General features: G+C 59.9%; 17 protein-coding genes and 1 tRNA gene. All 18 read right to left on the bottom strand.

Features of this window, described 5'->3' with window-relative positions:
- Nucleotides 1-20 precede the first annotated feature (20 nt).
- Entirely contained in the window at nt 21-638 is a 618-nt protein-coding gene (locus HMPREF2692_RS01350; protein ID WP_070822482.1) for a hypothetical protein, read from the bottom strand.
- 3 nt (nt 639-641) lie between these two features.
- Nucleotides 642-998 (bottom strand): hypothetical protein, encoded by a 357-nt coding sequence (locus HMPREF2692_RS01345; RefSeq protein WP_070822480.1) that lies wholly within the window; start codon nt 996-998, stop codon nt 642-644.
- A 95-nt stretch (nt 999-1,093) separates the two neighbouring features.
- Nucleotides 1,094-1,176: transfer RNA gene (locus tag HMPREF2692_RS01340), tRNA-OTHER, on the bottom strand.
- 51 nt (nt 1,177-1,227) lie between these two features.
- Nucleotides 1,228-2,232: a hypothetical protein gene (locus HMPREF2692_RS01335; RefSeq protein WP_070822478.1), complete on the bottom strand. Its 1,005-nt coding sequence runs from the start codon at nt 2,230-2,232 to the stop codon at nt 1,228-1,230.
- Between the two features lie 424 nt (nt 2,233-2,656).
- Nucleotides 2,657-3,013 carry a hypothetical protein gene (locus HMPREF2692_RS01325; RefSeq protein ID WP_070822474.1) on the bottom strand — a complete coding sequence of 119 codons (357 nt, stop codon included), beginning with the start codon at nt 3,011-3,013 and terminating at the stop codon, nt 2,657-2,659.
- The gene (locus HMPREF2692_RS01320; RefSeq protein WP_070822472.1) at nt 3,000-3,365 is read right to left on the bottom strand and encodes a hypothetical protein; all 366 of its coding nucleotides are present in this window, start codon (nt 3,363-3,365) and stop codon (nt 3,000-3,002) included. The genes HMPREF2692_RS01325 and HMPREF2692_RS01320 overlap by 14 nt, the downstream gene beginning before the upstream one ends.
- On the bottom strand, nt 3,365-3,787 hold the full coding sequence (locus HMPREF2692_RS01315) for a Gp19/Gp15/Gp42 family protein (RefSeq protein ID WP_070822470.1): 423 nt from the start codon (nt 3,785-3,787) through the stop codon (nt 3,365-3,367). Before HMPREF2692_RS01315 ends, HMPREF2692_RS01320 begins: the two co-directional genes overlap by 1 nt.
- A 12-nt stretch (nt 3,788-3,799) precedes the next feature.
- The gene (locus HMPREF2692_RS01310) at nt 3,800-4,120 is read right to left on the bottom strand and encodes a hypothetical protein (protein ID WP_070822468.1); all 321 of its coding nucleotides are present in this window, start codon (nt 4,118-4,120) and stop codon (nt 3,800-3,802) included.
- The gene (locus HMPREF2692_RS01305) at nt 4,120-5,046 is read right to left on the bottom strand and encodes a phage major capsid protein (protein ID WP_070822466.1); all 927 of its coding nucleotides are present in this window, start codon (nt 5,044-5,046) and stop codon (nt 4,120-4,122) included. The genes HMPREF2692_RS01310 and HMPREF2692_RS01305 overlap by 1 nt, the downstream gene beginning before the upstream one ends.
- A gap of 31 nt (nt 5,047-5,077) precedes the next feature.
- Nucleotides 5,078-5,458 (bottom strand): hypothetical protein, encoded by a 381-nt coding sequence (locus HMPREF2692_RS01300; RefSeq protein WP_070822464.1) that lies wholly within the window; start codon nt 5,456-5,458, stop codon nt 5,078-5,080.
- Between the two features lie 25 nt (nt 5,459-5,483).
- Nucleotides 5,484-6,938: a head maturation protease, ClpP-related gene (locus HMPREF2692_RS01295; protein ID WP_070822462.1), complete on the bottom strand. Its 1,455-nt coding sequence runs from the start codon at nt 6,936-6,938 to the stop codon at nt 5,484-5,486.
- Between the two features lie 3 nt (nt 6,939-6,941).
- Entirely contained in the window at nt 6,942-8,279 is a 1,338-nt protein-coding gene (locus HMPREF2692_RS01290) for a phage portal protein family protein (RefSeq protein WP_070822460.1), read from the bottom strand.
- 12 nt (nt 8,280-8,291) lie between these two features.
- Entirely contained in the window at nt 8,292-9,623 is a 1,332-nt protein-coding gene (locus HMPREF2692_RS01285) for a terminase large subunit (protein WP_210400632.1), read from the bottom strand.
- 190 nt (nt 9,624-9,813) lie between these two features.
- Nucleotides 9,814-10,191 carry a hypothetical protein gene (locus HMPREF2692_RS13065; RefSeq protein ID WP_083323792.1) on the bottom strand — a complete coding sequence of 126 codons (378 nt, stop codon included), beginning with the start codon at nt 10,189-10,191 and terminating at the stop codon, nt 9,814-9,816.
- Nucleotides 10,192-10,314: 123 nt separating this feature from the next.
- Entirely contained in the window at nt 10,315-11,475 is a 1,161-nt protein-coding gene (locus HMPREF2692_RS01275) for a RapZ C-terminal domain-containing protein (protein WP_083323791.1), read from the bottom strand.
- Between the two features lie 110 nt (nt 11,476-11,585).
- Nucleotides 11,586-12,170, bottom strand: coding sequence for a hypothetical protein (locus tag HMPREF2692_RS01270; protein WP_070822454.1), 585 nt, complete (start codon nt 12,168-12,170; stop codon nt 11,586-11,588).
- A 2-nt stretch (nt 12,171-12,172) separates the two neighbouring features.
- Complete coding sequence (locus HMPREF2692_RS01265; RefSeq protein WP_070822452.1) at nt 12,173-12,418, bottom strand: hypothetical protein; 246 nt, start codon at nt 12,416-12,418, stop codon at nt 12,173-12,175.
- On the bottom strand, nt 12,415-12,865 hold a 451-nt coding region (locus HMPREF2692_RS01260), incomplete at its 5' end, for a RusA family crossover junction endodeoxyribonuclease (RefSeq protein WP_070822450.1). The genes HMPREF2692_RS01265 and HMPREF2692_RS01260, both read right to left, overlap by 4 nt.

Here is a 12,865-nt window from a genome sequence, read left to right as displayed (position 1 = left end):
TGTGAAGTTCTCCTTTTGATTTATCTAGCGGTCAAACCACGTGCTTGCATGCGCGCCATCGCCGCCTGCTTCTCCGCCGCCGATTCACGGTCCTTACGAGCCGTAAGAAGTGGGTGCTGCTGCCCGGTCAAAGCGCCGAAAATCCCGGCGAGAATGATCGACTCCGAAGTCAACGGGTCAAACTCCGATGACGTCTCCGCCCAGAACAAAGACTCTGGGCGCCGCCGTAGCCCCTCCATCAGCACCGCCAACCTGCGTGTCGACAACACGCCACGCGGCCAGTCCGCTAGGTCCAGGTGATAGAAGTGCTGCAGGTCGGCTTCCACGAGCTCGAGGCAATCCACGGCCCGCGCCAGAATCGACAAACGTTCACGGTTAATCCCAATCGCCGCAAGCCACGACTCCACCAGGCGGCGAGCATCACCGGCACGTGGGAACGCTAGCCCCCACGACATTTGCGATCGGGCGGTCATAAAGTTCGGGTCCAGCCCTTCGCCCCGCAGCAAGGCGATAGTCGACTCAAAGCCCGCCATGATGGGGTCGGTCACGCCCTCCATGTGGACGGTGCGACCAGACCCCAGACGAACATCAAACTTGACGGTGCGGGCCCCCGCGGCTTCAACCTCGAGGGGCAACACAGGCTAGTCCTCGTGGTCGATGGTGTTCTCCACCGCGCCCACAGCCTCGCCGTACGCCGTCGACACAGCCTCGTAGTCACGGACCTTGGCGCCGGCGTTCTTCAGCAGGAAACGTGACTTCGCGGTGAGTGCACCGGCAAGGAACGTGGCGTAGTTGCCGCGCTGGGCGTGGTCGAGGAGTTCAAAGTCGAGGTCCTGGGGGTACTTGATGGCTTCGAGGGTGACCTTGTTGCCGTTGGCAAGGGTCACGGGAAACTCGATGGTCTCCACGGTCGTGCCCTCCGGGGTGTTCGTGGTCTTTTCGTCGGTGTTGTTTTCGACGATTTCCACCTTGTTGCTAGTGGTCTTTCGTGTAGCCATGTGTGGTCCCTCCAATAGGTATGACAAGGTGGTCCCTAAAATTTAGAAGGCGCATTCTCCCCAGGGACCACCCGAAGACAGGAGAAAACGCCGAGTACTGGTGGCAGGAATCGAACCTGCAGCAGCCCGGAAAACTTGGATACTTATGGCCAGCGCTCTTCCAATGAGCTACACCAGCAGAAGGCCGGGGACGTCACCCCCCAGCAGGCTTAGAGACGAAAATCAACCGTTAGGAAACGGTGACGGTGGTAGAAGAACCGCCCTCGAGAGAACCACCATTGGCAGTAACCGCGGACGCACCATTGACGGTGTACGGACCGCCAGCAGCACCAGAAACAGTTACGTCAGCGGCACCTGCTGCACGGACAGCGGACTGAACGGCCGCTGCGGTGGCGTTGTACGCCAGGTCGGAGGTCGTGTGGCCGTCAACAGTGAGCGTGAACGTACCACCAGACAGACCAGACGGCAGGGTCACAGTCTTAGCCTCAGCAACCTCGGACGTCTCACCAGTCTCCGGGTTCTTAAACTCGATAAGGTCCACACCGTCGACGTCCTTAGCAACCTCATCAGTTGCCTTAACGTAGACGACGCCCTTGTCTCCACCCTGCGGGATGAAGGCGTCACCGGACTCAATCTTGGACTCGAGGTTATCGATGTCCTGGAAGATCTTCTTCTCAACCTTCACGACAGAATCCTCCGTAATCAGGTAGTAGTTCTCCTCGAACATGACCTCATCGTCACCATTGATGTAGTCAATATTGAGGGTGTGTGCGGTCGGGTCATTGCCCTGGTTACGGTCAGCGACCGTCAGGTTGGCCTTCTCGCGGGATACCTTGATCCCCATGATGCCGGACTGGAACTTGTGGACACGAGCCACGTGTGCCTGGGCGATCTCATTGGTGTGCTTGCGGTACAGCACGGAATCCTGGTTGACGGTGTCCGGCCATTCGATGTAGTCGAGGACCGGAGAGCCCGGAATGAGGTCAACGGAACCAGTGACGTCACCCGCGGTGTAGGACGTCGCAGACTGGCCGCCGGTCAGGTTCGTCTTATTGGAATCGACATTACGAGTCTCGTTCCAAGTGGAATCATTCGGCTCGAGGCCGGCAGAGTGCCAGCCAGGGCCGAACGTGCCGGTCTTAATGTCAATTGCGGGGTTGTCCCCGAAGTGCATGAGGACTTCCTTGTCCTCGAGGACTCGAACGTTAAGGCCCTCGGTACGCTTCTGCGCCATGATTAAATAACCTTTCGTGTTGTGCCGCAGCTGTAGGAGCATGTGGCGACGTACCCGCCCTTGAGACTGTCCGGGCCAACGATGACTCCGGTAGTGCGGGTTCTGGAAATGGAAAGGCCCAGACCACCAAGTGGACTGAGCAGAAACTCGTTAATGCTGCGCCCCACACGCCGCGCAATCGCAAACGTGGGAGCGTGGACACTTACCCGCACGAGCTGGCGGTCATGCCCGGTATCCCGGGCCTGTGGTGCCCCATCCGCAACTACGACAGCAGCCCCCTTGGTGGGGTTCCAGCCTTTCGGTAACGAGTGCTCACACACCGTCACTTCACTGGGTAGTGCACGTCGTAGCTGCGTGTATAGTTTTTGGGTCGGGTCCTGTGAGAAAAGGAACCCAGCAATCGAGTCCATCAGGCACCTCCCCCTTACGATCCCGGCCGGTTTAACTGCAAACCTGCCGCATGAATACCGTTCGTAATAGCCCCTAGCCTGGCTTCGAAAGCCACAGCGTAGGGGTGGTTAATGAGTAGGACGGCACGCTGTCGACCGTTACGCCCAGCGCCGACTTCGACGTTGAACACCTCAGTTTGCGAACCGTGCTTAAACCCTGCGGTATCCGGTGTCAACTCGCGCTTATCGGCGGGCCACGCGGCTTGGATTAGCTCAGAGACTTCCTCCGCCGCATCCTGCGCCTGGGCTGCGACCTCTGGCTGTGCCAGCATCTTGTCGAACGCGTCCTCGTTCCAGTGAAACGTCGGACGGTAGAACTTAGAGTCCGCCATCGTCGGATACCTCCGCAGCCGCCGCCGTGAACACAACCTTGGGACGGTGACGCGCCACAACAGGACGGCGCCCCACTGAATGATCGAAGCCTCGCGCCTGGACGATGAACACGCGACCACGAATATCCACCCGCGCGCCGTCTTCCACGACAGTGCCAGGCGGGGCGTACACAGTCAGCCGGTTCACGTCCGCCGTGAAATACCCATCGTCCGTGACCTCCGAATCACCGGCAGGACCAATGACACAGTGCTCAATGGTGGCGACAACCTCGTTGCCCAGCGGCTTACCGTACGGCGAGTACGTCGGCTCGCCCAGGACCGTGACGGTCTCACCATGCTGGTCTGGAAACATCAGCGAATCCTTTCCGGCCAGCATGCCGGCGGCGGGAACTTACCCCGCGCACCACCCGGCATACACAGCCCCAAATCCAGGCGTTGCTCCGGAGTCAACCGGACACCACCCCAGCCGACAGAATCAACATCGGCAAACGTGATGGAATCCGACTGTGGGCCAGTCGTGGAGCTTGCAGACCGCATGCCCACGTTCGGGCCAACCAGCACCGCGGCAGACACCATCTCGCGGACTACGCGTCGCACAACAGCGTCGAGCCAAGGCAAACGCGCTAGCTCCGCGTCTAGAGCGCGGCCACACCGCAGAAACTCAGTTTCGAGATACTCAAGTGCATCCGTAATAAGGGCTTCCATGCGGGGCTTCTCATCAGCTGCCAGCGGGCGTGGTAGACGAGCTTCAATCTCGGAAACCTTAATCTCCATGAGACGGCCTCCTTACTGCGTCGCCGCGATAATCTCCTGCTTCGACAAGCCCTTAACCACAACACCCAAGGATTCGGCGTACTTACGCCACGTATCCACCGGCGCCGTCTTAGCCGGACGCTTCACGTCCTCGGCAGGCTCATCGTCGACGGACTCATCATCTACCGTTTCCGCGGCGGGAGCCGGGGTGGGCTCGTCCACCGTCTCACCCACGAAGAAGCCCCGCGGCTCAAACTCCGCGAACACCTCATCCGTGACGTCCATCGTGAAGCCAGCTGGCCTAACCGGGTGACCCGGCAGGCGACAGCCCTTAGCCAAGGTCACGCGCACCATTAGGACATCAACCCCGTCATCTTCACAACCGACTTCGGGTTATCCACACCGAAGCCACGACGATGAACAGCGTCCGAACGAAACGCCATGTTCGCGCCACCCAGCTGAGAGTCGCCACGCTCGGAGTAGAAGTCCGTGACCTGGCGGTCCTCACGCTGCGCCATGAAACCGGAAATGCCCTCAACGCCGAGGTAAGCCTCGCCCTTCGGGACGGTGAAATCCTTGACAACCTGCAGGCCGCCGAACAGCAGCGGCTCCGCAGCGATACCAGTAAACAGCGGGTTCTCGTGGGCCATGTCGCCGATGTAGAGCTTCTGCACCTCCACGTTGCGCTTGAGCGCGGTAAGCGTCATCGGGTTGATCCACAGGACGTTCGGCTCATACTCAAAGTAGTTGCCGTTGACATCCTCTGCGCCCTGAATGAGCTCAATCGCGTCGAGCATGTCAGACGCCGGGTTGGAGCCGTCCTTGTTCCATGCGGTGGTCGCGGCGAACGTCTGCACCTTGGCGGCGGACAGCGCGGCGAGCGCGTCACGGCCGTCCTTGCGGCGCAGCGTGTTCTGGCGAGCAACCATCTCACGGCGAACAGCGTCGACGTCATTGTCGTTACGCTGCTCCCACGACACGCGGATACCGATACCGTTCTTCTCGAGCTTCAGAGTCTGCAGCTCACCACCGGACGGATCGGAGACCGGGATCTCGCCGAACTCGGCGACGTTCTGGACGTCATCCTCGAGGAAATTGGCCTGCGCATCGTAGTAGCCGACAACGTTGGACGCGGACGGGATGGTGCGGAAGAACAGGCGGTGTGCTTCTTCACCCTCGAAAGACTCGCGGAAGATTTCCGGAAGGATGGTGGGGTTGGCGAGCATTTCGTCAACCGTGAGACCGGACAGGCGGTCAAATGCAGAATTGATAGTGGTCATTTACGACCCCTCCTTATGTATTGGTTGACGATTAGCCGTTGGCAATCGGATCGAACAAGCGAGTCAGCACGCGGTCGCCCTCGCCATCCCAGATGGCAACGCCAACCTGGACGGTGCCGCTGGCGGCAACCTTGCCGTCCGCAGCGGCGAACACTGCAGAGCCCGCTTTGATGGTCTTTGCATCGCCGCCCTCGACCTGGAGCTTCACCGAGGCCGGGCCCATGTGGACCGCGATGTTCGTCGGCAGTGCGTTGTTCTTCGGGTCTGCCTTTTCAGTGACAGCACCGATAACTCCACCGGTGGCAGCCGCGTGCTTGACCTTGCCGTCTGCGATGGTGACCAGGCGGAACTTCTCGAGCTTAGTGCTGGCCGGGTAAGTGATCGGCCCCTGCACAAAAGTCGGGTTAGACATGTGTTTCTCCTTTAAGGGAATGTGGTTACTTGTGGGTGGCCCTGCGCTCTTCGGCGCGCTTGAACAGGTCATCAAGGGATGGCAGGCCAGGCTCGCCGTCGGCGGTGTCGTCGACGCCGTATCCGAGTTCGGCACGAGGCACCGTATCCTTCGGATTAGAGCCGTAAAGGTCGCGCGCGATCTGTGGATCACGCTTCATAGCCGCGATAGCCTTGCCACGCAGCGACGCGGAAATACGACCGTCCTTGACCCATGCGTCTACCTCGGAAACGAGCTTGGATTCCTTGTCTCGCTCCATGGCCTGCCAACCGAACTTCGCCGCAGCCTTAAGCTCGTTGTAGGTCTCACGGTCCAGGGACACGGCATCACCCGCGAGCTCGCCCGGGGTGCCCGGCGCGGCAGGTTCCGCCGATGTCGGCTCGCCCTCATCGTCGGCAGCTGCCTTGATGGTCACACCGGCGGTGAGCTCAGTCGGTTCGCCCTCACCCGACTGGACGGTGACGGTGAGTGCAAGCTGCTCTCCCGGCTCCGCGTTCGGCGCGGTCACCGTAATGACTCCAGTGTCCTCAGCGACCTCGGCAGCCCAACCCTCGGCAACCTCACCCAAGGCGAACGTCAGACCAGACGGAACCTCACCAACCGGCGTAATCGTTGCCTTACCCGTAGGCACGACCTGCGTGTCCTCCGGGTAAGAAATCTCAATCTCGGTGTTGACCTGAACGGTCTCATTAAAAAAGCCGGAGAGCTTCTTGCGAAGCTCGTCCGGCTCAACGCCCAATTCTTGGGCGAGATTCTGGATACTCATAGCATCCCCTTTCCGCCCAGCTAAGGGCGTTGTAGTTTCTTCGTCCCCGATTCCCGACCGGTGGACAGGACGCGGCGGAGCCGCAGCCCGGGTTTCAATCTCAGGAACACCACGACCCCCAGCGTGGCTAGCGAACCGCGACCGCCCCGAGGACATCACTGCGTGACGCTTCTCGGCACGCGCCGACTTCTCCAGCTCATCAACAGCATCAGCCAAACCAGCCTCCACGGCCTGCTCGGCGGTAAAGGTAGTGTCCTTCTTCATAAGCTCACGCCAATACGCAGGCTCCTGACCTGTCTTCTCGGCATAAATGGTGGCGAGGTTATCCGTAATCTGGTTCAGGTCTGCGGCCAGTTGGGCCATCTCCTCCGAATTGCCCATCCCCTGCGACCACGCACCATGAATAAGCAAACTCGAATTAGGCGACATGATAAGACGGTCCGCGCCACCAACAGCGATGAACGACGCCGCAGACGCGGCCATACCGTCCACGTACACCGTCACCACATCCGGGTATCGGCGTAGCGCATTAAGGATTGAGATTCCCGCGTAGACATCACCACCAAAGGAATCGACGCGGACAGTCACAGGACCATCCGCGCCATTTAGTTGGTTAACAATGTCTTTCGCTTGAACCTCAAACCCAATATCTCCGTAAATAAGAATCTCGTTCAAGGGCTACTCCTCCGGTCCTTCAACAGGGGCAACGTCAGTAGGAACCTCATCCTGGGAACTCAGCGTGACACCCATCTGCTCTTCAAGCTGTTGACGCTGCTTCTTCGACTCCAACGCATCCGATAGTTTCTGTTTCGGCGGCAGCGTGTACCGACGGCGCAGGTCTTCCTCCAGGTCCTTGTCTCCAAGAATCAGACCAGCATTCTTAAGCTGCGCAAGGTCGCCCGGCTGGATTTCCTTCTTCGACGCAATCGGGTCCAAGGTGATGCGCGGCATCAAACCGTCATGCTCCGGAAACGCCACACGCACCAAGTCCTCCACCACGTGCTGGGTGGCAACGTCAGCAATCCACTCGGCGGTAGTCTGCAAAGACTGGATAAACAGGTCAGACTGCGTTTCGGCCAGAGCGTAGGAGCCGCCCTTGCCCTCAAGGTTCAGGAAGTGCGCCAACACGCTCTTAGCAATCATGTTGTCGTGGTATGCAATAGCCTCACGCGGAGACATCAACTGGCCATTAACGCCAACCAGCGACAACTTCGCCTTAGCAGGAATCGCAGCACCCGATGATTTACCTGCACGGAATGACTCAACAACCTTTTGGCCATTCTTCAAATCACTATCCGCATCGAGTGCGAGCTCACTGCCCTCATACACAGGCACACCCATCGAATTACGGTCGATGGCGTTGAGCTCCATACGCAACAGCTCGTCGCGTAACTTCCAATGCTTATACGCCGGGCGAAGCACAGACTGCCCAATCCACTGGGACCCCACGTCATCAAAGACATAACCGACGAGGCGCGATACTGGAATCTCCACCGACTCCGCATTCTTCACACCAGCCGCAGCCCGCTGCTTAATTGACGCGAGCCCACCATCCGCAGCGACTTGAATGTCCGTAATAGTGCCAGGCCAGCGCGGCGCAAGCTTCACCAAATGGTCACGACCATCACGCCCCGGCGCATACACCTGCTCGAAGAACATGTGGCCGAACTGTAGGGCGCGCAGCGCGTCCTCGAGGTGCTTGTCCCACGACACACGCCCAGTACGCGCCGCCACCGGCTTGCCGGGATCCTCGCCCTTGACGTGCAAACGCAAGTCCTCGGCGACAAGCGCTACGACTTCCTCCGGCGCGCCATTCGGATCCAGATACCAGGTAGCGCGGCGAATTGGCAGCATAACAGCACGCAACACCGACTTCACCTGCGCATCCTCACGCCCCATCTTCGCAAACACACGAGACGACGCTGGGAAACGCAACGCCCAGTTATCCTCCGCCAAAGCAGTATTAGACACCGTGCGCGCAGCACCAACCTCACGCTTAACCAGTGGCTCCGTCATGACCACACCTCCTTAAAAATCAATACCCGAAGCACCAGACACCCCCAGCGAAGCAACAGCAGCAGCCGAACCAACAAACCGCTTCTTCGACTTCACATCCACCTCGACAGGAATCGCGTACTCCTGCAATCCCCACACTGCGAACGCCGCAGCATTCAACACAGACACATTGCCCTTGTAGCGGTCCAAGCTGCGATAACGAGACGTAGAACGTTCCTCCGCTACAGCCCACGCCGCCGCCCACCGCGGATCGTCGTCGTGGACGATACGGCGCTCGGCAATCATCCGCAGGAACAACTCATACGCCGCCGACACTTTGCCACCCGTCAACACCTCCGGCTCCACCCCGGCATGCTCCAACGGATCAATCAGCGTCGCGACCGGCCCAGACCCGTCAAGCACGAGCGCCAGCGGGTCGTTCTCTGCGATGGAGTCGCGCGCCGACGCCACGAGCCCGTCACGATTGAAATCCTCGTGCGGCGACAAGGACAGGAACACCCGGTCATCGCTAAGCCGCACCGCAGCGACCATCCCCACGTGCTCACCATCCGGTGTTGTGTCGACAGCGACAACATTGTCGGCAGTAGCACCCTCCGGCGCGCCGGCCAGTGAGTCCCACACGTCCGGGGCGATGATCGGAGTGAACTCGTCGAGGTCCTTGAGCGTGAACCATGAACCCCAGCCCAGCGCTTCGACGCCGAAGTTAATGCGGCCTTCCTCCGTGTTCATGCGACGCATAATTTTGCGCATCTTCTTCGCATTCGAAATAACCCCATAGGACGGATTAGCTACCCGCCACGTCTGCTCATCCTCCGGATCCATGTCCTCCGGCGCCGCATACTCCGACAAGTACACCGGCTCATTCTCGTCGAACTCCACGAGCGCCTGCTCACGCATCGACGAGAGGACACGACCGTTAGCGTGCTGCGGAAAATCACGATGCACCGACGACGACATGAAGAACACCTGCGGATCCTCCGCCGCCTGAACGAGGAACGCCAGAGCGGCCATCTCCGAGTCGGTCAGATTGTAGGCCTCGTCGTAGATAAGCAGGTCCACCTTCGTCAGACCACGACCCGCATCCTGCGAACGCGTAGTAAACACGACACGCCCACCGTTGGAAAGGAAAATCGTTCCACGTCCCTGCGAGCACGTCTTCGACGTGACCAACTTTGACAGGAACTTACGACCACGAACAATCTTCCACGCTTGCTCCCACAACTCCTTCGCCGTCTCCCACTGCTGGGCTGTGAACAAAACATTCTGGCCAAGGACGAAGATACGGTAGATGACGATGAGAGCAACCAAGAGCGACTTTCCATTCTGGCGAGGGCAAATAAGCACCGCATCGGAGTGCACCCACGTGCCGTCGGGGTTGGTCGCGTTGATGGCGTTGATTTCATGACACTGCCATGGGAAAGCCGTAAGCCCGACGCGACGAGCCAGCTCAATGTTCTTACGTCCATGCTCGTGAATGCCCGTTGCTTCACGCAGATTCAGCGGCGTTTGCTTACCCGTGAGCGACGGGAACTCATCACAGGTCGGAAAGTCCTCCCGCTTCGTCCTCTCCATCGTCATCGTACTCACTACGCCTCCTAGCGATCTCCGCAATAATCTGCTTAAACACGGTCTCTGTCTGCCTTTGCTCGCGCAGCACACCGCCGATCTGCAGGACGAACTCGCCCTCCATATCTGTCGGCAGCAGTCGACCCCACTCGCGGTCATCTCGCGTGGCCATGCGATGCAGCCGGTCGAGACGGTCCTTAACGCGGCACGCTTCCACAACCAAGGCGGTGACATCGGCGGGGTCTCTGGGGTCGTTCATGTGCTCCCAGAGGTCGCGGCCGCCGCGCTCGAATGTCTCCATCTCGTAGAGGTTTTCCAAGTGGTCCAATTCGTTGGAATCTCCCATAATTTCAACCTCCATCAGCGCAGCTCAGCGAAACTTTTTGGCCGCATGTAAAAAATCCTCGGGCTCGGCGTCATGAGGGTAGGGGCACGAGCGGGAACCCACCTAAGATTTAGACCACCCGGTCTATTTCCATACGAACGCCGTGGTGGCGGCGTTCTGCTGACTATGGGAAGGTGCCTGCGGGGCTAATGGCTCCGATGGGTGCTTCCCGGTCATCGCCGGTCTACGATCGTCGTAGCGGCCATCCTGGCGCTGCGAGTTACAGCGTCCATGCAGCAGCCGGTCAGGCTGTTCACCGTTCTTCGCTCCGTGCGGATTCGAATGATCAGCAGCGAGCGCCCAGCCGTCCCAGTTACGCTGCTTGTCCTTATGCATCGGCAATCCGCACCACCAACACGGCGAGCCATCTTTTAACGCCATGAGTAGACGTTTGCGGGGCAGGTCATGCGTGTGGTGAGAGTATCCGCGCTGGCGGAAGTTCTTTTTGGGCTTCTGCCCCAAGTCGCGATGCGTGGCAGTGGTGCCATAGTGCTCGGCGAGTTCGTCGGCGATGTAGACGGCGCGGTGTTTGCCGCTGTTGCAGCCGATAAATAATTGGGATGGTTGGGCTGCGTCGATACGTGCTATCGCAGCTTGAATGAAGTCCCGGACTTCAGGTTGTTGGCGCAGCCAGTTACGCACTCGTTCGGATTGCCCGTTGGGTGCGCGCAACGCTGGTATGTCGTGTGGGTTCGGCAGATTGCGTGCGTCGAGGATGAGTCCGCCGTTGGGTCTGCCGTTGGTGAAGCCGAAGGACTCGACGGTGATGGTCGGTTTGGTTTGGGTGTCGTACCATTTGGCGGCGGCGATGGCGGCTCCTTGTGGTCGCTGTTGTTTGCAGCGTGCCATGACCGTCTTTTTGCCGGGGTCGATGGTGTGGAGCTTGGCGCCCTGGCGCTTGTACTCGGCGCGCTGTTTGTCGCTGGGGTTGGTGTGGATTAGCCAGGTGGTTGCGTCGCGCTTGATGGCTGTTTCGATGGCTGCTTTGCGAGCGGCGCGAGCAACGGCCAGCACGTCGCCTTCGTGCTCATGGTTGTCTATTGGCTTGCCTGCCAGCACGTTGGCGAGGTGGTCGAGGTCGATGATGATGTCACCCTCGACGGCATTCTCTCGGGCGAAGGTGGTTTTTCCTGCTGCGGGCGGACCCATGATGACGTGCAGCATGTGGCCCTCCCCTTCGTGTTTGTGCCCTGCTCCGGTCATGAGCCGGTGGCCTGCGCGCTCGGTCCATTTGTCTTGTGCCATGGTTTTCTGCGGGTATGAAAAATCCCTCGTGGCGCTGCCGCTTGGGCGCGCACACGAGGGTCGCAGGGGTCATTATACATGGTTGCGTGACAATGTCGAGTCGTTACTGGTCAGGCGTTGGTGGTTCCTTTCAGGTGGGCGAGGACTTGGCTGGGCCGGTAGAGGTTGCGGTTGCCGGCTGGTTGGGTGTCGATGGTTCCGCGGTGTGCGAGTTGGCGGAGTTGTGCGGTGGTTACGCGGTGGCCGTGGGCGGCGCATAGGGTGACTACCTGCCGGGCTGGTTGCCAGGGCTCGGGCCTATCGGTTCGAGGGGTGGCGGGATACAGCAGGCGGTTGATGCGGTGGGTTTGGTAGGAAAGTTCGGTGTCGAGTTCGGCGGCGACGTCGAGGGTTGCGAGTGGCCAGGCATTGAAGGTAATCCAGTCGAGCATTGGGCGCCAAGACTTCGGGAGCATGCGTTCGGGTTGGATGTAGCGTTTGGCGTCGCAGACGAAATCATAGAGCCGGGTTTCTAGTTCGATGCAGAGTTCGACGGGTTTGTCGTGGCCGGGGGTTTGTGGTCCGAGTCGTCCGCCTGGTCGCATGGTTCGTTGGTCGCGTATTTGGCCGGTGGCGTGTTTGGCTTGTTCGAGTTCGGCGTAGGCGCGTGCGAGTGTGTGGGCGTGGGTTCGGAGTTGGTGGTCGTCGATTGTCATGGTTATCGGGGGACCTCCTCCATTGGCGGTGGTGGTGGGATTGGTGGCATTCCTCTGTTCGTGATTCTGTGTTCCCAGAGTGCGTATTCGATTTTGTAGAGGCGCTCTTCGAGTTCGTATTCGGCGTCATGTTTGGATTGGGCTTTTTCTTTGCGTTTGATGTTTACCCAATCGGTGACGATGTGGAGGAGCGCGGCTGCAACGATCGCGATGGCAACAGAGGCAATGAGGGCGAGGGGTTGGTTCATGCGGTTTCCTTGTTGGCGTTGGGGTTTCTTTCGAGGGTGTCGAGGTGGATGTGTGCGCCGGGTGGTTCGTTGTGGCGGGCGCGGCGTTTGGTGGCGGTGATTGCGGCGATGCGGGAGTCGTCGTGGAGAATGCCGGCCATTGTTAGGGCGTCGCCGATGGCGCGGATTAGTTTGTCCAAATCCGGGGTGGCGGTGTGCCATCCGCCGGGGTCGGGTTCGCGTTTGCGGGCGGGCATGACGAAGACGACGTCGAGGTGGACGGGTTGGTCGATGGGCGGGTTGCGTTTCCAGATGATGGCGCTGCGGGTGGTGACGAGGCCGCGCCAGGCTTTGAGGTGCGGGGAGGATTCTTTCATGCGGCCGCGCCCGAGGTTGACTTTGGAGCCCTGGGGGCGCGGCACGCCGGGAACGAAGGGGCCTGACCCCCGGAAAGTAGACACGTCGGGG

Source organism: Corynebacterium sp. HMSC036D03 (assembly GCF_001836185.1).
GTDB lineage: Bacteria > Actinomycetota > Actinomycetes > Mycobacteriales > Mycobacteriaceae > Corynebacterium > Corynebacterium simulans.
Note: the sequence above shows the minus strand (reverse complement) of the source record. Positions and strands in the feature narration are given on the sequence as shown.